Source organism: Kitasatospora sp. NPDC028961 (assembly GCF_055564815.1).
This window is the reverse complement of the sequence record NZ_JBVHVO010000040.1, coordinates 20414-42071: the sequence shown is the minus strand read 5'-3', so window position 1 is coordinate 42071 and position 21658 is coordinate 20414. Positions and strand designations below refer to the sequence as shown.

At 73.2% G+C, this 21658-nt stretch carries 20 protein-coding genes; 4 read left to right on the top strand and 16 right to left on the bottom strand.

What is annotated here, in order from left to right:
* Positions 1-56: 56 nt before the first annotated feature.
* From ACZ4UX_RS35330 to ACZ4UX_RS35320, 3 genes are read left to right on the top strand one after another with little or no spacing between them, the layout of a single operon-like run.
* Complete coding sequence (locus ACZ4UX_RS35330) at positions 57-530, top strand: MarR family winged helix-turn-helix transcriptional regulator (protein WP_329486761.1); 474 nt, start codon at positions 57-59, stop codon at positions 528-530.
* A gap of 7 nt (positions 531-537) precedes the next feature.
* Positions 538-690, top strand: coding sequence for a hypothetical protein (locus ACZ4UX_RS35325; protein ID WP_465709619.1), 153 nt, complete (start codon positions 538-540; stop codon positions 688-690).
* Positions 678-1142 carry a hypothetical protein gene (locus ACZ4UX_RS35320; RefSeq protein ID WP_380382588.1) on the top strand — a complete coding sequence of 155 codons (465 nt, stop codon included), beginning with the start codon at positions 678-680 and terminating at the stop codon, positions 1140-1142. Before ACZ4UX_RS35325 ends, ACZ4UX_RS35320 begins: the two co-directional genes overlap by 13 nt.
* A 71-nt stretch (positions 1143-1213) precedes the next feature.
* On the opposite strand, the gene ACZ4UX_RS35315 is transcribed toward ACZ4UX_RS35320, so the two are convergent.
* From ACZ4UX_RS35315 to def, 3 genes are all read right to left on the bottom strand, one after another.
* Entirely contained in the window at positions 1214-2647 is a 1434-nt protein-coding gene (locus ACZ4UX_RS35315) for an RsmB/NOP family class I SAM-dependent RNA methyltransferase (protein ID WP_329486763.1), read from the bottom strand.
* 258 nt (positions 2648-2905) lie between these two features.
* On the bottom strand, positions 2906-3853 hold the full coding sequence (fmt, locus tag ACZ4UX_RS35310; protein WP_465709618.1) for a methionyl-tRNA formyltransferase: 948 nt from the start codon (positions 3851-3853) through the stop codon (positions 2906-2908).
* A 53-nt stretch (positions 3854-3906) separates the two neighbouring features.
* Positions 3907-4452 carry a peptide deformylase gene (gene def / locus ACZ4UX_RS35305; protein WP_352290778.1) on the bottom strand — a complete coding sequence of 182 codons (546 nt, stop codon included), beginning with the start codon at positions 4450-4452 and terminating at the stop codon, positions 3907-3909.
* 393 nt (positions 4453-4845) lie between these two features.
* Here def and ACZ4UX_RS35300 point away from each other — a divergent pair, with 393 nt between their 5' ends.
* On the top strand, positions 4846-5457 hold the full coding sequence (locus ACZ4UX_RS35300; RefSeq protein WP_329486766.1) for a hypothetical protein: 612 nt from the start codon (positions 4846-4848) through the stop codon (positions 5455-5457).
* Between the two features lie 183 nt (positions 5458-5640).
* On the opposite strand, the gene ACZ4UX_RS35295 is transcribed toward ACZ4UX_RS35300, so the two are convergent.
* The 13 genes from ACZ4UX_RS35295 to ACZ4UX_RS35235 form a co-directional block, all read right to left on the bottom strand.
* On the bottom strand, positions 5641-7731 hold the full coding sequence (locus ACZ4UX_RS35295; RefSeq protein ID WP_465709617.1) for a primosomal protein N': 2091 nt from the start codon (positions 7729-7731) through the stop codon (positions 5641-5643).
* A gap of 133 nt (positions 7732-7864) precedes the next feature.
* A complete protein-coding gene (gene metK, locus ACZ4UX_RS35290; protein ID WP_329486768.1) occupies positions 7865-9073 on the bottom strand; it encodes a methionine adenosyltransferase in 1209 nt (402 codons plus the stop codon).
* A 150-nt stretch (positions 9074-9223) separates the two neighbouring features.
* Complete coding sequence (gene coaBC / locus ACZ4UX_RS35285) at positions 9224-10459, bottom strand: bifunctional phosphopantothenoylcysteine decarboxylase/phosphopantothenate--cysteine ligase CoaBC (protein ID WP_352290777.1); 1236 nt, start codon at positions 10457-10459, stop codon at positions 9224-9226.
* Positions 10460-10611: 152 nt separating this feature from the next.
* On the bottom strand, positions 10612-10878 hold the full coding sequence (gene rpoZ / locus ACZ4UX_RS35280; RefSeq protein WP_030056185.1) for a DNA-directed RNA polymerase subunit omega: 267 nt from the start codon (positions 10876-10878) through the stop codon (positions 10612-10614).
* 36 nt (positions 10879-10914) lie between these two features.
* Complete coding sequence (gmk, locus tag ACZ4UX_RS35275) at positions 10915-11472, bottom strand: guanylate kinase (protein WP_352290776.1); 558 nt, start codon at positions 11470-11472, stop codon at positions 10915-10917.
* Positions 11473-11521: 49 nt separating this feature from the next.
* Positions 11522-11848 carry an integration host factor, actinobacterial type gene (mihF, locus tag ACZ4UX_RS35270; RefSeq protein ID WP_030056187.1) on the bottom strand — a complete coding sequence of 109 codons (327 nt, stop codon included), beginning with the start codon at positions 11846-11848 and terminating at the stop codon, positions 11522-11524.
* A 374-nt stretch (positions 11849-12222) separates the two neighbouring features.
* On the bottom strand, positions 12223-13056 hold the full coding sequence (pyrF, locus tag ACZ4UX_RS35265; protein WP_465709616.1) for an orotidine-5'-phosphate decarboxylase: 834 nt from the start codon (positions 13054-13056) through the stop codon (positions 12223-12225).
* A 47-nt stretch (positions 13057-13103) separates the two neighbouring features.
* Entirely contained in the window at positions 13104-14204 is a 1101-nt protein-coding gene (locus ACZ4UX_RS35260; protein ID WP_465709615.1) for a quinone-dependent dihydroorotate dehydrogenase, read from the bottom strand.
* Positions 14205-14319: 115 nt separating this feature from the next.
* Positions 14320-17631: a carbamoyl-phosphate synthase large subunit gene (gene carB, locus ACZ4UX_RS35255; RefSeq protein ID WP_329486774.1), complete on the bottom strand. Its 3312-nt coding sequence runs from the start codon at positions 17629-17631 to the stop codon at positions 14320-14322.
* A complete protein-coding gene (carA, locus tag ACZ4UX_RS35250; protein ID WP_465709614.1) occupies positions 17624-18814 on the bottom strand; it encodes a glutamine-hydrolyzing carbamoyl-phosphate synthase small subunit in 1191 nt (396 codons plus the stop codon). The genes carB and carA overlap by 8 nt, the downstream gene beginning before the upstream one ends.
* Positions 18811-19377, bottom strand: a complete 567-nt coding sequence (locus ACZ4UX_RS35245) for a PH-like domain-containing protein (RefSeq protein ID WP_329486776.1) — start codon at positions 19375-19377, stop codon at positions 18811-18813. Before ACZ4UX_RS35245 ends, carA begins: the two co-directional genes overlap by 4 nt.
* Positions 19374-20678: a dihydroorotase gene (locus tag ACZ4UX_RS35240; RefSeq protein WP_329486777.1), complete on the bottom strand. Its 1305-nt coding sequence runs from the start codon at positions 20676-20678 to the stop codon at positions 19374-19376. The genes ACZ4UX_RS35245 and ACZ4UX_RS35240 overlap by 4 nt, the downstream gene beginning before the upstream one ends.
* Positions 20675-21655 (bottom strand): aspartate carbamoyltransferase catalytic subunit, encoded by a 981-nt coding sequence (locus tag ACZ4UX_RS35235; RefSeq protein WP_329486778.1) that lies wholly within the window; start codon positions 21653-21655, stop codon positions 20675-20677. Before ACZ4UX_RS35235 ends, ACZ4UX_RS35240 begins: the two co-directional genes overlap by 4 nt.
* Positions 21656-21658 lie beyond the last annotated feature (3 nt).

Genomic DNA, 21658 nt, shown 5'->3' with positions numbered 1-21658 from the left:
GCCACCTCCTCGACGGCTCAGTCCGCAGCTATACTTGAGCAGTCAAGGAGGTGGCAATGAGTTCCACATTGGACGCGGCCCTGCGCCTGGTCCGGGCGCAGGCGGCCCTGGTACGGCGGTTCGACGCGAGCCTGAGCGGCCTGCACGGGGTCAGCCTGGCCGATTTCACCCTGCTGCTCCGGCTGGGCCAGGCGCCCGGCGGCCGGATGCGCCGGGTGGACCTCGCCGAGGCGCTCGGCCTCACCGCCTCCGGCGTCACCCGGGGGCTCGCCCCGCTGGAGCGCATCGGCCTGGTGACCCGCGAGCCGGACGCCCGGGACGCCCGGGTCGCCTACGCGGCGCTCACCGACACCGGCCGCACCCTGCTCCGGGACATCCGCGCCACCGCCGAACGCGTCGCCGACGAGCTGTTCGCCGCACCCTCCTGGAGCCCGGACGACATCGCCCTGTTCGCCGGCCTGACCACCCGCCTCGGCGGCACCGGCCTCACCGACCGCCCCCTGACCACCGACCCGCCGCCGTCCGCCTGAGCGGATCATGACCGGGTCGTCCCATCTGTTGGGCACCGGGATCGCCGACCTGCTGCCCCAGTCGGGCCCCTTCCTGACCGGCGCACCCGGCGCCCACGGCACCGCCGTCCTCACCCGCGCCGCACCGCCCCGCCCCGGAGGCCCCCGATGGACCGAGTAGACCGGACGGACCGGATGGACCTGACCGACCCGCCACTGCTCTGCCACTGGACGTCCGCCGAGGGCACCTCCACGCTCGCCGTCCACCGCACCCCTGCCGGATGGGAGTTGCTCGCGGCCTCCCCGTACGTGTCCGAGTCGCTGCTGTTCGACACGGCCGACGACGTCCGCGCGCTGGCCCGAGCCCTCGTGGAGCTGCCGTCCGGCCCCGAGCCGTTCGAGGCCGAGTGGTACCTCGCCGCCCCCGACAGCGAGGGCGACCAGGGCCACTTCGCCACCCTCGCGTGCGGCCTGGACCTCCGCGCCGGCCACCGCCCGTACCTCGCCTACCAAGCGGTGCACCGGTTCGGCTCCTTCAGCGTTCCCGGTGCGGACCTGTACTGCGACGACCTCCCGCTCGACCGGCTCCGCCACCAGGCCGCCGCACTCCTCGCCGCACTCGCGACGCCCTGACGAACCGGCCCCCGGCAGACGCCGGAGGGCCGGCCGCACCCGCGACCGGCCCTCCTTGCCCCGCCTCCCGGCTACGCCGTCCGGCGCAGCAGCGCCAGGTACATCGCGTCGGTGCCGTGCAGGTGCGGCCAGAGCTGGACGTCCGGGCCCTCGCCCAGCGACGGCACACCGGGCAGCAGCGGGCGGGCGTCGATCCACTCGACCCGGCCGCCCTGCTCGCGCAGCACGTCGTTCACCACGGCCCGGGTCTCGGCGAGGTGCGGCGAGCAGGTCGCGTAGCCGACGACGCCGCCGATCCGGGTGGCGTCGATGGCGCCGCGCAGCAGGTCGCGCTGGAGCGGGCCGAAGGCGGCGACGTCCGCCGGCCGGCGGCGCCAGCGCGCCTCGGGGCGGCGGCGCAGCGCGCCGAGGCCGGAGCAGGGGACGTCCACGAGCACCCGGTCGAAGCTGTCGGCGCGCCACGCGGGGCGGGTGCCGTCGGCGGCGATCACGGTGTACGGGCCGGGGTTGCCCTCCAGCGTGCGGGCCACCAGCCGGGCCCGGTGCGGCTGCTTCTCACTGGCCACCAGGGCGGCGCCGCGCTGGGCGGCCAGGGCGGCGAGCATCGCGGCCTTGCCGCCGGGGCCGGCGCAGCCGTCCAGCCAGACCCGGTCCGGGCCGTCGAGCGGCGCGGCGGCCAGGGCGAGCGCGACCAGCTGGCTGCCCTCGTCCTGGACGCCGGCGCGGTTCTCCTGGACGGCCGGGAGCGCGCCCGGGTCGCCGCCCTCGGCGAGCCGGAGCGCGAACGGGGACCAGCGGCCGGGCTCGGCCTCGGGCAGCGCCTCGGCGAGGTCGGCGACGGCGATCCGGCCGGGGCGGGCGACCAGGGTGACCTCGGGGCGCTCGTTGTCGGCGCGCAGCAGCTCCTCGATCGCGGTGCGGTCGGAGGCGTCGGGCTGCCAGCGGCCGAGCGAGTCCCAGAGGGCGGCGACCACCCAGCGGGGGTGCGAGTGGACGACGGCGAGGTGGTCCTCGGCGTCCTTCTCGTACGGCGGGGCGACCTTGGCGATCCAGGCGTCCAGGTCGTGGGCGCTGATCCGGCGCAGGACGGCGTTGACGAACTTGGCCTTGCCGTCGCCCAGGACCACCCGGGCCAGCTCGACGGTCGCCGAGACGGCGGCGTGGCTGGGGATGCGGGTGGTGAGCAGCTGGTGGGCGCCGAGCGACAGGACGTCCAGGACCGGCGGATCGACCTTGCTGAGCGGCCGGTCGATGCAGGCGGCGATGACGGCGTCGTAGGTGCCCTGGAGGCGCAGCGTGCCGTAGACCAGCTCGGTGGCGAGGGCGGCGTCGCGCCGGTCCATGCCCTTCTGCTCGGCTTCGCGCAGGAGGGACGGCAGGATCAGGTTGGCGTAGGCGTCGCGCTCGTCGACGGCCCGCAGGGCGCGGAACGCGACGATGCGCGCCGGGTCCTTCTTGGGACGACGGTGCGGACGGGGCGCGCGGCCGGCGCTGGGAGTGCTCAAAAGGTGCCTCAAAGTGCTGCGGTGGTTATCGAACGAACAGTATTCCCCATGGTCCGGGGAGACTCGTCGCCCGGGGAGACTCGTCCGAAGGTACACCCCGGCCCCGGCCCGTGCCGGGCCCCGGACCGGCGCCGCACCGCTCCCGCGCCGGTCCCGCCCCGCCCGGGCGAGGCGGGACCGGCGGCACGGCATCCGGCGACACGGCATCCGGCATGGAAACGCTGTCCTGCGAAAGCGCTGTCCGGCGGAAGCGCCGTCCTACGGGCGCGCGGCGTCCTCGAAGCGCTCGCCGGACTCGATCCGCGCCCCCCGGGCCCAGTCGGCCGCGCGCATCGGCTTCTTGCCCTGCGGCTGCACCTCGCCCAGCTCGATCTCGTGGCTGCCGGTGCCGACCCGGATGCTGTTCTTGCCGACGGCCAGCTCCCCGGGGGCGAGCGCGGAGGCGTCCGCCACCAGCTTCACCGGGCCGGAGACCTTGAGCCGCTCACCGCGGAACAGCGTCCAGGCGCCGGGGGCGGGGGCGCAGCCGCGGACCACGCGGTCGATCCGCAGGGCGGGGTGGGCCCAGTCGATCCGGGCGTCCTCGACGGTGAGCTTCGGCGCGAGCGTGATGCCCTCGGCGGGCTGCGGGACGGCGTGCAGCGAGCCGTCGGCGATCCCGTCCATGGTGGCGGCGAGCAGCCGGGCGCCGGAGTGCGCGAGCCGGTCGAGCAGCTCGCCGCTGGTGTCGGCCGGGCGGATCTCCTCGGTGATGACGCCGTAGACCGGACCGGAGTCCAGGCCCTGCTCGATCAGGAAGGTGGACGCGCCGGTGACCTCGTCGCCGGCCAGCACCGCGTGCTGCACGGGGGCGGCGCCGCGCCAGGCCGGGAGCAGCGAGAAGTGCAGGTTGACCCAGCCGTGCTTGGGGATCTCCAGCGCGCCGGGGCGCAGTAGCGCGCCGTACGCGACCACCGGGCAGCAGTCGGGGGCGAGTTCGGTGAGGCGGGCGATGAACTCCGGGTCGCTGGGCTTCACCGGCTTGAGGACCTCGATCCCGGCCTCCTCGGCGCGCTGGGCGACGGGGCTGGCGACCAGCTTGCGCCCGCGTCCGGCGGGGGCGTCGGGGCGGGTGACCACCGCGACGACCTCGTGCCGGTCGGAGGCGAGCAGGGCGTCCAGGGCGGGAACGGCGACCTCGGGGGTGCCGGCGAACACGAGGCGCATCAAGGGCCTTTCTGGTAGCGGGAATTCCGTAGGAGCGGCAACCGGGGTGGTGGTCAGCGCGCGGAGCCGAAGGTGCTGTGCGGGGAGACCCGGACGACGGGCGCGGGGCCCTCGCCCCAGTCCGCCTCGCGGATCGCCTTCAGCGCTTCCTTGCGCCGCTCACGGTCGAGGCGGTCGATGAAGATGATGCCGTCGAGGTGGTCGGTCTCGTGCTGGATGCAGCGGGCGAGCAGCTCGGTGCCCTCGACCGTGACCGGATCGCCGTACATGGTGAAGCCCTTGGCGACCACGCCGTACGCGCGCCTGGTGTCGTAGCGCAGGCCGGGCAGCGAGAGGCAGCCCTCGGGGCCGTCCTGCTCCTCCTCGGTCAGCGACAGGTCGGGGTTGATCAGGTGACCGGTGACGCCGTCCACGTGATAGGTGAACACCCGCAGGGAGACGCCGAGTTGGGGAGCTGCCAGACCGGCGCCGGGGGCGTCGAGCATGGTCTCGGTGAGATCCCGGACGAGGTTGCGCAGTTCCTTGTCGAAGGTGGTCACCGGCTGGGCGGTGGCCCGCAGGACGGGGTCACCGAAGATGCGGATCGGCTGGATCGCCACGGCGTACGGGCTCCTGTCCGTCGGGGAGTTGAGGAGTGCGGGAGGTGCGGGAGGTGCGGGACTTCGGCGTTCGGGTTTCGGGCGTTCGGCGTGCCACGGACGGGCCCCGGGGAGTCCGGACCACGGACCGGTCACCGACCCGCCCACGACCGCCCGACGGGCCGACCACCGGCCAAGTCTATGCAATCGGATCGCGGCACCGCCCGCCCCTCCGTACCGCTCCCGCGCAGGCCTTCGGCTCCCGGCACCGTGTTCTGGCATATCCCGAGTCGGCCCGGCTGCGTGACCCCGGCGGGCGGTCCGGCGTTGGTCAAGTGAGATTGACCGGGGCCGGAACGCGCGGGACATCACGTTCCGGCCGAGCTGAACCGTACGGAAGGTGGCACGTAGGCCATGGCCGAGCAGATCAATCACGACGCCCGGGCGCGGGCGAGCCTGCACCTGCTGGTGCGGGACATCGAGCGGGTCCGGCGGCAGGTCGACGCGCTGCGGACGCTCACCGCCCAGCTGGGCAACGTCTACCGTCCGCGCCGCCCCAGTACCTCGGCCGGGTTCGTGGTGTACGGGCGGGCGCCCGCGCCGACGGTGCGGCTGGCGCAGGAGCTGCGCGAGAGCGTGGAGACGCTGGTCGCGGCGGCGGTCGAGTTCGACCGCGCGCTGGGTTTCTCCTGGGACTCGGTGGGCTCGGCCCTCGGGGTCACCAAGCAGGCGGTGCACCGGCGCTACGGGATGCGCCGGCCGACCAGCGAGCTGCTGGCGGCCGGCGGGGTGCCGGCCGGCGGCGTCCCGGGGGTGCCCGGTCCGACCCGGCCGGACCGCTCCGAGGAGCTGCCGGCCGCCGCACCCGCCCCGACCGGACTGGCCGCGACCGTCCCGGCGGCCCGCCAGGGCGGCCTGGACCGCAGCGCCCTCGACCGGGCCGTACTGGAGCGCGCGGCGGCGCACGACCGCCCTACCCACGACCGGGGCGCCCTGGACCGCCCCGGCATCCCCCTGCGCGGCTGAGCCCGACGGCAGCCCGTGCGGTCCGGCCGATCACGCCGAACCGCACGGGCCCCGCCCGGCCGACGCCCACCGAAACCACCCGACACCCCGGCCCGACACCACCCGAACCACCGGCCCACACCCGCCGAAGCCACCCGAGACCCCGGCCCACACCCTCCGGACCACCCGACCGCCCCCCGGACCTCACCCGATGTCCGTCGGATCGATCCGCACCTTCACCGCCTCCGGCGTCCGCAGCGCGATCCGCGCGATCTGCGCCGCCTTCAGCGCCGTCGCCAGCGCCGCGCCCTGCCCGGGCGGCACCCGCAACAGCGCACGCTCCTGCTCCTCCCCCCGCAGCGCGGGCGCCGGCACCGGCCCCAGCACATCCGCCTCGGAGGGCAGCCGGATCAGCCCGAGCAGATCCGCCACCGCCGCCGGACTGCCACTGACCGAGGCCATCCGCGACACCGGGGGGAAGTGCAGCTGCGCCCGCTCCTCCAGCTCCATCCCGGCGTGGCCGAGCGGGTCCCAGCGGACCAGCGCCTGCACCGGCCGCGCGGTCGGCTCGGCCACCACGACCACCGCGCCGCCCTCCGTCGACGGCTTCACCAGCGCGGCGGCGGTCAGCCAGAGCCGCAGCGTCTCCTCGCCGGCCCGCAGGTCCGGGCGGCCGAGCAGTGCCCAGCCGTCCAGCAGCAGGGCGGCCGCGTAGCCGCTGCCGCCCTCCACCACCGGCTCGGCGCCCGGGGTGGAGATCACCAGGGCGGGCTCGGCCGGGACGGTCGCCAGCACCGCGTCCCGTCCGGAGGTCCGGACCGGGATGCGCGGGAACGCCTTGCCCAGCTCCTCCGCCGTGCGCCGGGCGCCGATCACCTGGGCCCGCAGCCGGAACGAGCCGCACTCCTGGCAGTGCCAGTCGGCCGCGCCCTCCCCGCACCACCCGCAGTGCAGCGGCGCGTCGGCGGCCGAGGCCTCCAGCGGGCCCTCGCAGCGGCGGCAGCGCGCGGGCGTGCGGCAGTTCCCGCAGGACAGCCGGGGCACGTAGCCGCGGCGCGGTACCTGGATGAGCACGGGGCCGCCGCTCGCCAGGGCCTCCCGGGCCACCTCCCAGGCCACCGAGGGCAGCCGGGCGGCCTGGGCGGCGGCGTCCCGGTGCTGGTCCTGGTCGGTGACGGTACGGACCCTCGGCGCCACCTGGCGGACGGTCTCCCGGTCGGCCACCAGCGGCCGGGCCCAGCCGGTGCTGACCAGCTGCGCGCCCTCGACCGTGACGGCGTGCCCGCCGAGCAGGACACCGGCGCCCTCCTCCGCCGCGCGCAGCAGCGCGACCTCCCGCACGTGCGGGTGCGGGCTGCGCGGATCGCTGTGGCTGCTGTCGCCGTCCGACCAGACGACCACCAGCCCCAGGTCGTGCACCGGCGCGAACATGGCGGCGCGGGTGCCGATGGCGGCGCGCACCGAGCCGCGGCTCACCGTGAGCCAGCGCCGGTAGCGCTCGCGGGGGCCGAGGTCGGCCGCCAGGGTCGCGTGCATGCCCTCGCCCAGCAGCTCGGTCAGTGCCTGGTCGACCCGCGCCACCGACCGGCCCTCCGGCAGCACGACCAGCGCGCCCCGCCCGCTCGCCAGCGTGGCGGCGACCGCCCGGGCGATCTCGTAGGGCCAGCCGGGACCGGGCAGCGCCGTCCAGACCGCGCGCGGCTGGCCGCCGGCGGCCAGCGCGGCGAGGAAGTCGGGCCCGGCGGGGTAGCGGGACCAGCCGCCGGGCTGCGGTGCCCCGGGCAGCGGGCCGGGCGGCGGCGAGGGCTCGGCCTCGGCCTTGGCGTGCCGGGGCGGTACGGCCAGCTGGAGGACGTCCGCCAGGGTGCCGGCGTACCGGTCGGCGACGGTGCGGCAGAGCCGGAGCAGCTGCGGGGTGAGGACCGGTTCGGGCGAGAGCACCTGGGCGAGCGGCGCCAGCGGACCGGGGAAGTCGCTCTTCTCCAGCCGCTCGACGATGAACCCGTCGTGCAGCTCCCCGCCCTCGCGCTGGCCCTTCACCACCCGCGCCCCGAAACGCACCCGCACCCGGACGCCGGGCCGGGCGTCCTCCGCCATCGCGGCGGGCACCTCGTAGTCGAAGAACTTGTCGATGGTCAGGACGCCCTTGTCGACCACCACCCGGGCCACCGGCAGGTGCTCGGCCCGCTTGGCGCCGTGCCAGGTCCGGGGCTTGGCCCGGCGGACCGTCTCCCGGATGAAGGCAAGCTGCTCCGGCGCCGCCCCTGCCTCGTCACTCCCCTGCGTGCTGCTCATCGCTCCCAGTACTACCAGGTCACACCGACATGACGCCCGCACCGGCCCCCGACCGGGGAACGCCGCAGGCGGCGGCCGCCCCCGTGTCGGGGCGGCCGCCGCCTGCGGTCCGATCGGTCGGGCCGACCGCGGGTCAGTCCTGTACGGCCTTCTTCAGCTGCTCGACCCGGTCGGTCCGCTCCCAGGTGAAGTCCGGCAGCTCACGGCCGAAGTGGCCGTACGCGGCGGTCTGCGAGTAGATCGGGCGGAGCAGGTCCAGGTCGCGGATGATCGCGGCCGGGCGAAGGTCGAACACGTCGGTGACGGCCTTCTGGATGGTGAGCACCGGCACGGTCTCGGTGCCGAAGGTCTCCACGAAGAGGCCGACCGGCTCGGCCTTGCCGATCGCGTACGCGACCTGCACCTCGGCGCGGCTGGCGAGGCCGGCGGCGACGATGTTCTTCGCCACCCAGCGCATCGCGTAGGCGGCCGAGCGGTCCACCTTGGACGGGTCCTTGCCGGAGAAGGCGCCGCCGCCGTGCCGGGCGAAGCCGCCGTAGGTGTCGATGATGATCTTGCGGCCGGTGAGGCCGGCGTCGCCCATCGGGCCGCCGATCTCGAAGCGCCCGGTCGGGTTGACCAGCAGGCGGTAGCCCTCGGTCACCAGCTTGATGCCCTGCTCGGCGAGCGCCTTGAGCTCCGGCTCCACGACGAACTCGCGGATGTCCGGGGTGAGCAGCGAGTCGAGGTCGATGTCGCTCGCGTGCTGCGAGGAGACGACCACGGTGTCGAGGCGGACGGCCTTGTCGCCGTCGTACTCGATGGTGACCTGGGTCTTGCCGTCGGGGCGCAGGTACGGGATCGTCCCGTTCTTGCGGACCTCGGAGAGGCGACGCGAGAGGCGGTGCGCCAGGGTGATCGGCAGCGGCATGAGCTCGGGCGTCTCGTCGGACGCGTAGCCGAACATCAGGCCCTGGTCACCGGCGCCCTGCTTGTCCAGGTCGTCCTCGTCACCCTCCACCCGGGCCTCGTACGCCGTGTCGACACCCTGTGCGATGTCGGGCGACTGGGCACCGATGGACACCGAGACGCCGCAGGAGGCGCCGTCGAAGCCCTTCTTGGAGCTGTCGTAGCCGATCTCCAGGATCTTGTCCCGGACGAGCTGCGCGATCGGCGCGTAAGCCTTGGTGGTCACCTCGCCGGCCACGTGCACCTGGCCGGTGGTGATGAGCGTCTCCACGGCGACCCGGGACGTCGGGTCCTCTCGCAGGAGAGCGTCAAGGATGGTGTCGCTGATCTGGTCAGCGATCTTGTCGGGGTGTCCCTCGGTCACGGATTCCGAGGTGAACAGGCGGCGAGACACAGCGCTCCCTGGGGTTGCAGCGGCTGCTGACTGAAGGCCCCCGGCGGACCGGGGACATCCGGAAAGACTTGATTCCTGGAGTGTAACGGTCAGCTACCGGCTATCGGGACTCGATTCCGGAAAAGGAGACCGGTTGCTCACCTCTTGAGATCACTCGGCGACCGGTTGCCACCGCTTCGCGACCAGGTCCCAGACCACGTCGGCGAGCGCCTCCTTCGGCCCCACCGGCACCCCCGTCTCACTGCCGTCCGAGCCCAGAATCACGGCCTCGTTGACGTCCGTGCCGAAGGCCTTGCCGTTGCCGACCTCGTTCACCACCAGCAGGTCGCAGCCCTTGCGGGCGAGCTTCGCGCGCCCGTTCGCCAGCACGTCGTCGGTCTCCGCCGCGAAACCCACCACCAGTTGACCCGAACGGGGCCGGTGGGCGGAGAGCTCGGCCAGGATGTCCGGGTTGCGGACCAGCGCGACCGGGGCCGGCTCGACCCCCTCGACCTTCTTGATCTTGCCGCTGGCGTACTCCGCCGGGCGGAAGTCGGCCACCGCGGCGGCCATCACCACCGCGTCGGCGTCCGCCGCCGCCTTCGTCGCGGCCTCCCGCAGCTCCAGCGCGGTCGAGACGTGCACCACGTCGACCCCGGCCGGGTCGGGCAGCTCCGCGTTGGCCGAGAGCAACGTCACCCGGGCGCCGCGCGCCGCGGCGGTCGCGGCCAGCGCGTAGCCCTGCTTGCCGGAGGACCGGTTGCCGAGGTAGCGCACCGGGTCCAGCGGCTCACGGGTACCGCCGGCCGAGACCACCACGTGCCGGCCGGCCAGGTCGGCCGCGGCCGCGCCCCGGCGCAGCAGCGCCCGGCAGGCGTCGAAGATCGCGGACGGCTCGGGCAGCCGCCCCTTGCCGGTGTCCTTGCCGGTCAGCCGCCCGACGGCGGGCTCCAGCACCACGACGCCCCGGCGGCGCAGCGTGGCCACGTTCTCCCGGGTCGCCGGGTGCTCCCACATCTCGGTGTGCATCGCCGGCGCCAGGACCACCGGGCAGCGCGCGGTCAGCAGGGTGTTGGTGAGCAGGTCGTCGGCGAGGCCGTGGGCCGCCTTGGCCATCAGGTCGGCGGTCGCGGGGGCGACCACGACGAGGTCGGCGCTCTGCCCGATCCGCACGTGCGGCACCTCGTGGACCCGCTCCCAGGTCTCGGTGGCGGCGGGACGGCCGGAGAGCGCGGCCCAGGTGGCCTCGCCGACGAAGTGCAGCGCGGCCTCGGTGGGCACCACGGTCACCTGGTGGCCGGATTCGGTGAACCGCCGCAGCACCTCGCACGCCTTGTAGGCGGCGATGCCGCCGCTGACACCGAGGACGACGCGCGGTGCGTCCGACCGGTCCGTGCTCGCGCTCATGCTTCCCACTCTCTCCTCGCTCGGGACGTGCTCACCCTACGACCCCCCGCCGGCCGGCGGCACGGTGCACCCCGCACCGCCCCCGGGCACGCCGAAGGGCCCGCCGGAACGGATCCGACGGGCCCTTCGACAGAACAGACAGGGAGACCGGCTCAGGCCGCCTCGACCGCCTCGGCGGTGAGCATGCCGGCGTTGATCTCGCGCAGCGCGATCGACAGCGGCTTCTCGTGCACGTGGGTGTCCACCAGCGGGCCGACGTACTCCAGCAGGCCCTCACCGAGCTGCGAGTAGTACGCGTTGATCTGACGCGCGCGCTTGGCGGCGTAGATCACGAGGCTGTACTTGGAGTCGGTGGCCTCAAGCAGCTCGTCGATCGGCGGGTTGATGATGCCCTCGGGCGCGGTCATGGAAGAGGACACGCGAAAACCTTCCGAAAGGTGGAAAAGACAGACAGGTCAGACTACACCGAGCAAGGCTAGCAGTTCGGCCGCTACCTGCTCGACCGAGGTGTTGACAAGGCTCGTGTCGAACTCCGTCTCGGCGGCCAGCTCGACCTTGGCCGCCTCCAGCCGCTTCTCGATGACGTCCTGCGGCTCGGTGCCCCGGCCGGTGAGCCGGCGGACCAGCTCCTCCCAGCTCGGCGGAGCCAGGAAGACCAGCTGCGCCTCGGGCATCGACTCGCGCACCTGACGGGCGCCCTGCAGGTCGATCTCCAGCAGGACCGGCACGCCGGCTTCCAGCTTCTCCAGTACGGCCTGGCGCGGGGTGCCGTAGCGGTTGCCCGCGAACACGGCCCACTCCAGCAGCTCACCGTTGGCGATCAGCTTGTCGAACTCGTCGTTGTCGACGAAGTGGTACTGGACCCCGTGCTGCTCGCCGGGCCTCGGGTGGCGGGTCGTCGCCGACACCGAGAGCCAGACTTCGGGGTGCTGCTTCCTCATATGAGCGACGACCGTGCTCTTGCCGACCCCCGAGGGGCCGGAGAGCACGGTCAGCCGCGGACGCTCACTCATGCACCGATTATCCCGGATCGCGGACGCTCCCGGGACCACGGGGGCACGGTCAGGCGGCACCGCCGCCGAACTCCCGCTCCAGGGAGGCGATCTGGTTCGTGCCGAGGCCACGGACACGACGGCTCTCGCTGATGCCGAGGCGCTCCATGATCTGCTTGGCGCGGACCTTGCCCACGCCGGGGAGGGACTCCAGGAGCGCGGAGACCTTCATCTTGCCGATCACGTCGTTGTCGGCCTTGCCGGCCTTGATCACCTCGTGCAGGGAGGCGCCGGAGTGCTTGAGCCGATTCTTGACCTCGGCGCGCTCCCGGCGAGCCTCGGCGGCCTTGGCGAGCGCGGCGGTGCGCTGTTCAGGGGTAAGGGGCGGAAGAGCCACGCCGTTCACCTCAGGGTGTGGAAGGAAGGGATTGAGCTATGACTGGTTTGGTTCCCAGGACACCGGCCGCAGGGGAACCTCACGGCTCTGACCTGCGAGAGCAACGGGAATCGCCGCTCTTCGATGACCTATCGCCGGACACTACCCGGATTGCGGCGCCACGTCAGGAAAAGAACACGAAAAGTCCTGGTCAGCCAAGGCCGACCAGGACTTTCCCGGGCAAAATGACCGCGATTGCGGACCTTTGGCACCACCGATGTGACGGCGCTCACGTCAAGTCGTGAGACCCCGCGCCACCCCGTCACGCCATCGCGGCACATCACGCCACCTCCGCGGCGACGCTTCGGGTGCCCCCGAAAGCGCTGCGGCGCCCGCTACTTCACCGCGTCCGCGTACTCCTGGACGAAGCGGTCCGCCGCCTCCCGCAGGGCCGCCGGCGACGGGCCGTGCCGCAGGACGTCGCGGCTGACGCTCGGCACCACGTTGCGCACCGAGGCGCCGAACACCCGCGGCAGGTCCGCCATCGTGGCGCCCTGGGCGCCGATCCCCGGGGCCAGCAGCGGGCCGTTGATCGCCAGGTCGACGCCCGCGTCGGCCAGCGTCGCACCGACCACCGCGCCGAACGAGCCGAGCGGCTCCGCGCCGGCGTTCTCGGCGGCCAGCTGCCGCAGCACCGCGGCCGCCACCGGCTCGCCGTCCGCGCCGGTCGCGCGCTGCACCTCGGCGCCCTCCGGGTTGGAGGTGAGGGCCAGCGCGAACACCCCGGTGCCGCCTGCCGCCGCCAGGTCGAGCGCCGGCCGCAGCGAGCCGAAGCCCAGGTACGGGCTGACGGTGACGGCGTCCGAGAAGAGCGGGCTGCCGGGCGCCAGGAAGGCCTCCGCGTACGCGGCCATGGTGGAGCCGATGTCGCCGCGCTTGGCGTCCATCAGGACGAGCGCGCCGGCCGCCCGGGCCTCCTCGACGGACCGCTCCAGCACCGCGACGCCCCGGGAGCCGAACCGCTCGAAGAAGGCGGCCTGGGGCTTGAGCACGGCCACCCGGTCGGCCAGGGCCTCGACCACGGTGCGGCTGAAGGTCTCCAGGCCCGCCACGGAGTCCTCCAGCCCCCAGGCGGCGAGCAGGGAGGCGTGCGGGTCGATGCCCACGCAGAGCTGGCCGCGGGTGTCGAGGGCGTGCCGCAGGCGGGCACCGAAGGGGGCGAGGGTCATGACGTCCTTCCAGGGCGTAGCACGGGGGTGAGGGGGTCCGGCGGGGGTCAGGAGGCCTTGGCGCTGCCGACGGCGGCCGCCAGGTCGCGGAAGCCGCCGGCCCGGACGCGGGCGGAGAGGCCCTGGTGGATGCGCCGGCACCAGAACGGGCCCTGGTAGATGAAGGCGCTGTAGCCCTGGACCAGGTCGGCGCCGTGCACGATGCGCTGCCAGGCGTCCTCGGCGGTCTCGATGCCGCCGACCGAGACCAGGACCAGCCGGCCCTCGGTCCGGGCGCGCAGGCGCTGCAGCACCTCCAGCGCGCGGGCCTTGAGCGGGGCGCCGGAGAGGCCGCCCATGCCGATCTCCTCGATCCGGGCGGCGCTCGCGCGCAGGCCCTCGCGGCCGATCGTGGTGTTGGTGGCGATGATGCCGTCCAGGCCCAGCTCCAGGGCGAGGTCGGCGACCGCGTCGACGTCCTCGTCGGCCAGGTCGGGGGCGATCTTGACCAGCAGCGGCACGTGGTGCGCGGTGGAGCGGTCGGCGGCCTCGCGGACGGCGGCCAGCAGCGGGCCGAGGTGCGAGACGGCCTGGAGGTTGCGCAGGCCCGGGGTGTTCGGCGAGCTGACGTTGACCACCAGGTAGTCGGCGTACTGGGCGAGCCGCTCGGTGGACTTCACGTAGTCGGCGATCGCGTCGGCCTCCTCGACCACCTTGGTCTTGCCGATGTTGACGCCGACGACCGGTGTGGAGCTGGTGTGCGGGCGTGCGGCCAGCCGGGCGGCGACCCGGGCCGAGCCCTGGTTGTTGAAGCCCATCCGGTTGATCAGCGCCCGGTCCTCGACCAGGCGGAACAGCCGCGGCGCCGGGTTGCCCGGCTGCGGCTCACCGGTGACGGTGCCGATCTCGACGTAGTCGAAGCCGAGCATCGACAGGCCGTCGATGCCGACGCCGTTCTTGTCGAAGCCGGCCGCCAGGCCGAACGGGCCGGGCAGGTCGAGGCCGAGGGCGGTGGTGCGCAGCGCCCGGTCGCGCGGGGCGAGCACCAGCCGGACGAGGGTGCGCAGGCCGGGCACCGAGGAGGCCAGCCGGACCCAGAAGAAGGCCAGGTGGTGGGCCTTCTCGGGGTCCATCTTCTTGAAGACGAGGTCGAACAGGAGCTTGTACACAGCGGGTCCCAACAGAGGATCGGGCGCGGCCCGTCGGGCGAGGGGCGGCGGCGGGCGACGGGTGGGCATGGCAGTGGGGGGCACCCGGCGGTCGGTGCCCCCCACTGCGGTGGTGCTACTTCGCGCGGCCGGCGTTGATCAGCTGGGCGTGCTCCTGGAGCGACATCACCCCGACCTCGTCGCGCAGCAGCGCGTCGATGCCCTGGACGGCGGCGCCCATCGCCTGGACGGTGGTCAGGCAGGGCACCGAACGGGCGACGGCGGCGGTGCGGATCTCGTAGCCGTCGAGACGGCCGCCGGTGCCGTACGGCGTGTTGATGATGAGGTCGACCTCACCGTCGTGGATCAGCTGGACGATGGTCCGCTCGCCGTTCGGGCCCTCGCCCTCGCTGTGCTTGCGCACCACGGTGGCGGGGATGCCGCCGCGCTGCAGCACCTCGGCGGTGCCGGCGGTGGCGAGCAGCTCGAACCCGAGGCCGACCAGCGCGCGGGCCGGGAAGACCAGGTTGCGCTTGTCCCGGTTGGCGACGGAGACGAAGACCTTGCCCTTGGTCGGCAGCGCGCCGTAGGCACCGGCCTGCGACTTGGCGTACGCCGTGCCGAAGACCTTGTCGATGCCCATGACCTCGCCGGTGGAGCGCATCTCCGGGCCGAGCACGGTGTCCACGCCGCGGCCGTAGATGTCGCGGAAGCGGCTCCACGGCATCACGGCCTCCTTGACGGAGATCGGGCAGTCGGCGGGCAGGGTGCCGCCGTCGCCCTCGGCCGGGAGCAGGCCCTCGGCGCGCAGCTCGGCGACGGTGGCGCCGAGCGAGATCCGGGCGGCGGCCTTGGCCAGCGGCACCGCCGTGGCCTTGGAGGTGAACGGCACGGTGCGGGAGGCGCGGGGGTTGGCCTCCAGCACGTACAGGATGTCGCCGGAGAGGGCGAACTGGATGTTGATCAGGCCGCGGACGCCGACGCCGCGGGCGATCGCCTCGGTGGAGGTGCGCAGCCGCTTGATGTCGTAGCCGCCGAGGGTGATCGGGGGCAGCGCGCAGGCGGAGTCGCCGGAGTGGATGCCGGCCTCCTCGATGTGCTCCATGACGCCGCCGAGGTAGAGCTCGGTGCCGTCGTAGAGCGCGTCGACGTCGATCTCCACCGCGTCGTCGAGGAAGCGGTCGATCAGCACCGGGTGCTCGGAGATCAGACCGGCGTGCCGCTCCAGGTAGGAGGCGAGCGAGGCCTCGTCGTAGACGATCTCCATGCCGCGGCCGCCGAGCACGTAGGACGGGCGGGCCAGCACGGGGTAGCCGATCTCGTCAGCGATCGCCTTGGCCTCCTCGAAGGAGAAGGCGGTGCCGTGCTTGGGGGCGGGCAGGCCGGCGTCGCGCAGCACGCGGCCGAAGGCGCCGCGCTCCTCGGCGAGGTCGATCGCCTCGGGCTGGGTGCCGACGATCGGCACGCCGTTGTCCTTGAGCGCCTGGGCCAGGCCGAGCGGGGTCTGGCCGCCGAGCTGGACGATCACGCCCGCGAGCGGTCCGGCCTGCTGCTCGGCGTGGACGATCTCCAGCACGTCCTCCAGGGTGAGCGGCTCGAAGTAGAGCCGGTCGGAGGTGTCGTAGTCGGTGGAGACGGTCTCCGGGTTGCAGTTGACCATCACGGTCTCGTACCCGGCGTCGGCCAGCGCGAAGGAGGCGTGGACGCACGAGTAGTCGAACTCGATGCCCTGGCCGATGCGGTTCGGGCCCGAGCCGAGGATGATCACCGCGGGCTTGGTGCGCGGGGCGACCTCGTTCTCCTCGTCGTAGGACGAGTAGAAGTACGGGGTCTTGGCGGCGAACTCGGCGGCGCAGGTGTCGACGGTCTTGAACACCGGGCGGATGCCGAGCGCGTGCCGGACCTCGCGGACCACGTCGGTCCGCAGGCCGCGGATCTCACCGATCTGCAGGTCGGAGAAGCCGTGCCGCTTGGCGTGGCGCAGCAGCTCGGGGGTGAGCTCGGCGGCCTCGGCCAGCTCGTCGGCGATCTCGTCCAGCAGGAAGAGCTGGTCGACGAACCACGGGTCGATCTTGGTGTACTCGAACACCTCCTCCGCGGTGGCGCCGGCCCGGATGGCCTCCATGACGGTGTTGATCCGGCCGTCGGTGGGGACCACGGCCTTCTCCAGCAGCGCGGTCTTGTCACCGACCGGGCCGGCCCAGGTGAACTGGGAGCCCTTCTTCTCCAGCGAGCGGAGCGCCTTGTTGAGCGCCTCGGGGAAGTTGCGGCCCATGGCCATGGCCTCGCCGACCGACTTCATGGTGGTGGTCAGCGTGGCGTCGGCGCTCGGGAACTTCTCGAACGCGAACCGCGGGACCTTCACCACGACGTAGTCGAGGGTCGGCTCGAACGACGCCGGCGTCTGCTCGGTGATGTCGTTGGGGATCTCGTCCAGGGTGTAGCCGACGGCGAGCTTCGCCGCGATCTTGGCGATCGGGAAGCCGGTCGCCTTCGAGGCCAGCGCCGAGGAGCGCGAGACGCGCGGGTTCATCTCGATGACGATGACCCGGCCGTCCGCGGGGTCGACCGCGAACTGGATGTTGCAGCCGCCGGTGTCGACGCCGACCTCTCGGATGACGGCGATGCCGATGTCGCGCAGGATCTGGTACTCGCGGTCGGTCAGCGTCATCGCCGGGGCGACGGTGATCGAGTCACCGGTGTGCACGCCCATCGGGTCGAAGTTCTCGATCGAGCAGACGACCACGACGTTGTCGTTCTTGTCGCGCATCAGCTCCAGCTCGTACTCCTTCCAGCCGAGGATGGACTCCTCCAGGAGCACCTCGGTGGTCGGCGAGAGGGTCAGGCCCTGGCCGGCGATGCGGCGCAGGTCCTCCTCGTTGTGCGCGAAGCCCGAGCCGGCGCCGCCCATGGTGAAGGAGGGGCGGACCACGACCGGGTAGCCGCCGAGCGTGTCGACGCCGGCCAGCACGTCGTCCATGGTGTGGCAGATCACCGAGCGGGCGGACTCGCCGTGGCCGATCTTGGCGTTGACGGCCTCGACGACGCCCTTGAAGAGCTCGCGGTCCTCGCCCTTGTGGATCGAGTCGACCTTGGCGCCGATCAGCTCCACGTTGTACTTGGCCAGCACGCCGTTGGCGTCCAGCGCGATCGCCGTGTTGAGCGCGGTCTGCCCGCCCAGGGTCGGCAGCAGGGCGTCCGGGCGCTCCTTGGCGATGATCTTCTCGACGAACTCCGGGGTGATCGGCTCGACGTAGGTGGCGTCGGCGATCTCCGGGTCGGTCATGATCGTGGCCGGGTTGGAGTTGACCAGGATGACCCGCAGGCCCTCGGCCTTGAGCACCCGGCAGGCCTGCGTGCCCGAGTAGTCGAACTCCGCGGCCTGGCCGATGACGATCGGGCCGGAGCCGATGACCAGGACGGACTTGATGTCGGTGCGCTTAGGCACGCTGGCCCTCCATGAGCTCAACACTGTCGTTGTCGTCGCCTCGCATGAGCTCGACGAACCGGTCGAAGAGGTACGCCGCGTCGTGCGGGCCGGCCGCCGCCTCCGGGTGGTACTGCACGCTGAAGGCGGGCACGTCCAGCGCCTGGAGGCCCTCGACCACATCGTCGTTGAGGCAGACGTGGGAGACCTCGACCCGGCCGAACGGCGTGTCGCTCACCTTGTCCAGCGGCGCGTTCACGGCGAAGCCGTGGTTGTGCGCGGTCACCTCGACCTTGCCGGTGGTGCGGTCCTGCACCGGCTGGTTGATGCCGCGGTGGCCGTACTTGAGCTTGTAGGTGCCGAAGCCCAGCGCCCGGCCGAGGATCTGGTTGCCGAAGCAGATCCCGAAGAACGGGGTCCGGCGCTCCAGCACGCCCTGCGCCACGGCGACCTGGTGGTCGGCGGTGGCCGGGTCGCCCGGGCCGTTGGAGAAGAAGACGCCGTCCGGGTCGACGGCGTAGATGTCCTCCAGCGTGGAGTTCGCCGGCAGCACGTGCACCTCGATGCCGCGCTCGGCCATCCGCTGCGGGGTCATCGCCTTGATGCCGAGGTCCAGCGCGGCGACGGTGAACTTCTTCTCGCCGACGGCGGGCACCACGTACGGCTCGGTGGTGGCGACCTCGGGGCAGAGGTCGGCGCCCTTCATCTCGGGCGACTGCTGCACCCGGGCCAGCAGCGCGGCGTCGTCCGCCAGCGCCGGGCCGGAGAAGATGCCGCAGCGCATCGCGCCGCGCTCGCGCAGGTGGCGGGTGAGGGCGCGGGTGTCGATGCCGCTTATGCCGACGACGCCCTGGTTGACGAGCTCCTCGTCGAGCGGGCGGCGCGAGCGCCAGTTGGACGTCACCCGGGCGGGGTCGCGCACGATGTAGCCGGCGACCCAGATCCGGCCGGACTCGTCGTCCTCGTCGTTCCAGCCGGTGTTGCCGATCTGCGGAGCGGTCATCGCGACCACCTGGCGGTGGTACGACGGGTCGGTCAGGGTCTCCTGGTAGCCGGACATGCCGGTGTTGAAGACGGCCTCGCCGAAGGTCTCGCCGATCGCGCCGTAGGCCTGGCCACGGAAGATCCGGCCGTCCTCCAGGACGAGCACGGCGGGGACGCGGTCCCGCCGTTGGCGCTGCGTGGTGGGGGCAGGTGCGGTCATTGAGCGGCCTCTTCCGTCTTCGTCTGCGTACGTGTTGCGAGGTGGGCGATCGCCTCGACCCAGGCGGCGTGCTCGCCGGGGTGGTCGGCCCGGAACCCGGAGTCCAGCGCGGTGCCCTCGTGCGTCCAGGTGACGACGAGCAGTCCGGACGGCACGACCTTGCCGGCGATCCCGGAGTCCGTCCGCGCCCCGGTCAGCTGCTCGGCCGGGATCCAGAAGTCGACGTCGCCGGGGCGCTGCACCAGCAGGCCGTCCGCGCCGAGGGTCAGGTCGGCCCGGCTGCGGGTGCCCAGGCCGTGCGCGACGACCCGGTCCAGCCAGTTCCCGGCGGTGGTGGTGCCGTGGTACCGGCCGCTGGTCTCCAGGATGGTCCGGCCGGCCCGGGCCGGCACGGCGGGCAGCGGCGGGATGCCGGACTGCAGGGTGCGCCGCCAGTTCCAGCCCTGGCGCATCAGCCAGTAGACCAGCCCGATCACCAGCAGCAGGCCGATGGCCCAGCCGATGTACCCGGGCCAGTCGGTGACCCTGGCCTGCTCCTGGGCGAGCCCGGTGAAGGCGCTCACGCGAGCCCGCCCTGCTCGACCAGCTCGCCGGCGAGCACCGTGGCGGTGCCGCGCAGGAAGGTGGCGTGCACCCGGCCGGGCAGGTCGAGGCCACGGTAGGGGGTGTTGCGACTGCGGGTGGCGAAGCTGTCGGGGTTCACGGCACCACGGTACGCGGGATCGAACAGCACCAGGTTGGCGGGCTCACCGACCGAGACGGGTCGTCCGTGGCCGGTGAGGCGACCGATCCGGGCCGGTCGGTGCGACATCCGGTCCGCGACTCCCTCCCAGTTCAGCAGGCCCGTGTCGACCATGGTCTGCTGCACCACCGAGAGCGCCGTCTCCAGGCCGACCATGCCCATCGCGGCCACGGCCCACTCGCAGTCCTTGTCCTCGGACGGGTGCGGCGCGTGGTCCGTCGCGACGGCGTCGATGGTGCCGTCCGCGAGCGCCTTGCGCAGCGCCTGGACGTCGGCCGCGGTGCGCAGCGGCGGGTTCACCTTGTACACCGGGTCGTAGGAGCGGACCAGCTCGTCGGTGAGCAGCAGGTGGTGCGGGGTGACCTCGGCGGTGACGTTCCAGCCCTTGGCCTTGGCCCAGCGGATGATCTCCACCGAGCCGGCCGTCGAGACGTGGCAGACGTGCAGGCGCGAGCCGACGTGCGCGGCGAGCAGCACGTCGCGGGCGATGATCGCCTCCTCGGCGACGGCCGGCCAGCCGCCCAGCCCGAGCTCGCCGGAGACCTGGCCCTCGTTCATCTGGGCGCCCTCGGTGAGCCGGGGCTCCTGGGCGTGCTGGGCGACGACCCCGTCGAAGGCCTTCACGTACTCCAGCGCCCGGCGCATGATCACCGCGTCGTCGACGCACTTGCCGTCGTCGGAGAAGACCCGCACCTCGGCGGCCGAGTCGTGCATCGCGCCCAGCTCGGCGAGCTTCTTGCCCTCCAGGCCGACGGTGACGGCGCCGACCGGGCGCACGTCGCAGAAGCCGGACTCCTGGCCGAGCCGCCAGACCTGCTCGACCACGCCGGCGGTGTCGGCCACCGGGAAGGTGTTGGCCATCGCGTGCACGGCGGTGAAGCCGCCCATCGCGGCGGCCCGGGTGCCGGTGAGCACCGTCTCGGCGTCCTCGCGGCCGGGCTCGCGCAGGTGGGTGTGCAGGTCGACCAGGCCCGGCAGGACGATCAGGCCGGAGGCGTCGATCTCGATGTCCGCCTCGACCGCCAGGCCGGTGCCGATCTCCTTGACCACGCCGTCGGCGAGGTGGAGGTCCTGCGGGGCGCCGCCGAGGATCTGGGCGTTGCGGATCAGGTAGGTGGTCACTGAGCGGTCTCCACGGAGTCGGTGCGGGGGGCGGCGTCGGCGAGCGTGGCGCCGCCGAGCAGCAGGTACAGGACGGCCATCCGGACGGAGACGCCGTTGGCGACCTGCTCGACCACGGTGCAGCGCGGCGAGTCGGCGACCTCGGCGGTGATCTCCATGCCGCGGACCATCGGGCCGGGGTGCATCACGATGGCGTGCTCGGGCAGCTGCGCCATCCGGCTGCCGTCCAGGCCGTAGCGGCGGCTGTACTCGCGCTCGGTCGGGAAGAAGGCGGCGTTCATCCGCTCGCGCTGCACCCGGAGCATCATCAGCGCGTCCGTCTTGGGGAGCACGCTCTCCAGGTCGTAGCTGACCTCGCAGGGCCAGTTCTCGATGCCGATCGGCAGCAGCGTCGGCGGGGCCACGAAGGTGACCTGGGCGCCGAGGGTGGTGAGCAGGTGGACGTTGGAGCGGGCCACCCGGCTGTGCAGGATGTCGCCGACGATGGTCACCCGCCGGCCGGCGAGGTCGCGGCCGAGGCCGGCGTTGAGGTGGCGGCGCATGGTGAAGGCGTCGAGCAGCGCCTGGGTGGGGTGCTCGTGGGTGCCGTCGCCGGCGTTGATGACGCTGCCGTGCAGCCAGTCGGACTGGGCCAGCCGGGCCGGCGCGCCGGAGGCGTGGTGCCGGATGACGACCGCGTCGGCGCCCATCGCCTGGAGGGTCAGCGCGGTGTCCTTGAGGCTCTCGCCCTTGGAGACCGAGGAGCCCTTGGCGGAGAAGTTGATGACGTCGGCGGAGAGCCGCTTCTCGGCGACCTCGAAGGAGGTCTTGGTGCGGGTGGAGTCTTCGAAGAAGAGGTTGACGACCGTTCGACCACGGAGCGTAGGCAGCTTCTTGACGGCCCGTCCGGAGAGCTGGGCCAGCTCCTCGGCGGTGTCCAGGATCAGCAGCGCGTCGTCGCGGGTGAGATCGGCGGCGGAGACGAGGTGGCGCTTCACGCG

Bases quoted from the DNA above. Each gene is read 5' to 3' on its own strand.
- ACZ4UX_RS35330 (WP_329486761.1), top strand. From the start codon at position 57: ATGAGTTCCACATTGGACGCGGCCCTGCGCCTGGTCCGGGCGCAGGCG.
- ACZ4UX_RS35325 (WP_465709619.1), top strand. From the start codon at position 538: ATGACCGGGTCGTCCCATCTGTTGGGCACCGGGATCGCCGACCTGCTG.
- ACZ4UX_RS35320 (WP_380382588.1), top strand. From the start codon at position 678: ATGGACCGAGTAGACCGGACGGACCGGATGGACCTGACCGACCCGCCA.
- fmt (WP_465709618.1), bottom strand. From the start codon at position 3,853: ATGCGCCTCGTGTTCGCCGGCACCCCCGAGGTCGCCGTTCCCGCCCTG.
- ACZ4UX_RS35300 (WP_329486766.1), top strand. From the start codon at position 4,846: ATGGCCGAGCAGATCAATCACGACGCCCGGGCGCGGGCGAGCCTGCAC.
- ACZ4UX_RS35295 (WP_465709617.1), bottom strand. From the start codon at position 7,731: ATGAGCAGCACGCAGGGGAGTGACGAGGCAGGGGCGGCGCCGGAGCAG.
- coaBC (WP_352290777.1), bottom strand. From the start codon at position 10,459: ATGAGCGCGAGCACGGACCGGTCGGACGCACCGCGCGTCGTCCTCGGT.
- gmk (WP_352290776.1), bottom strand. From the start codon at position 11,472: ATGAGTGAGCGTCCGCGGCTGACCGTGCTCTCCGGCCCCTCGGGGGTC.
- pyrF (WP_465709616.1), bottom strand. From the start codon at position 13,056: ATGACCCTCGCCCCCTTCGGTGCCCGCCTGCGGCACGCCCTCGACACC.
- carA (WP_465709614.1), bottom strand. From the start codon at position 18,814: ATGACCGCACCTGCCCCCACCACGCAGCGCCAACGGCGGGACCGCGTC.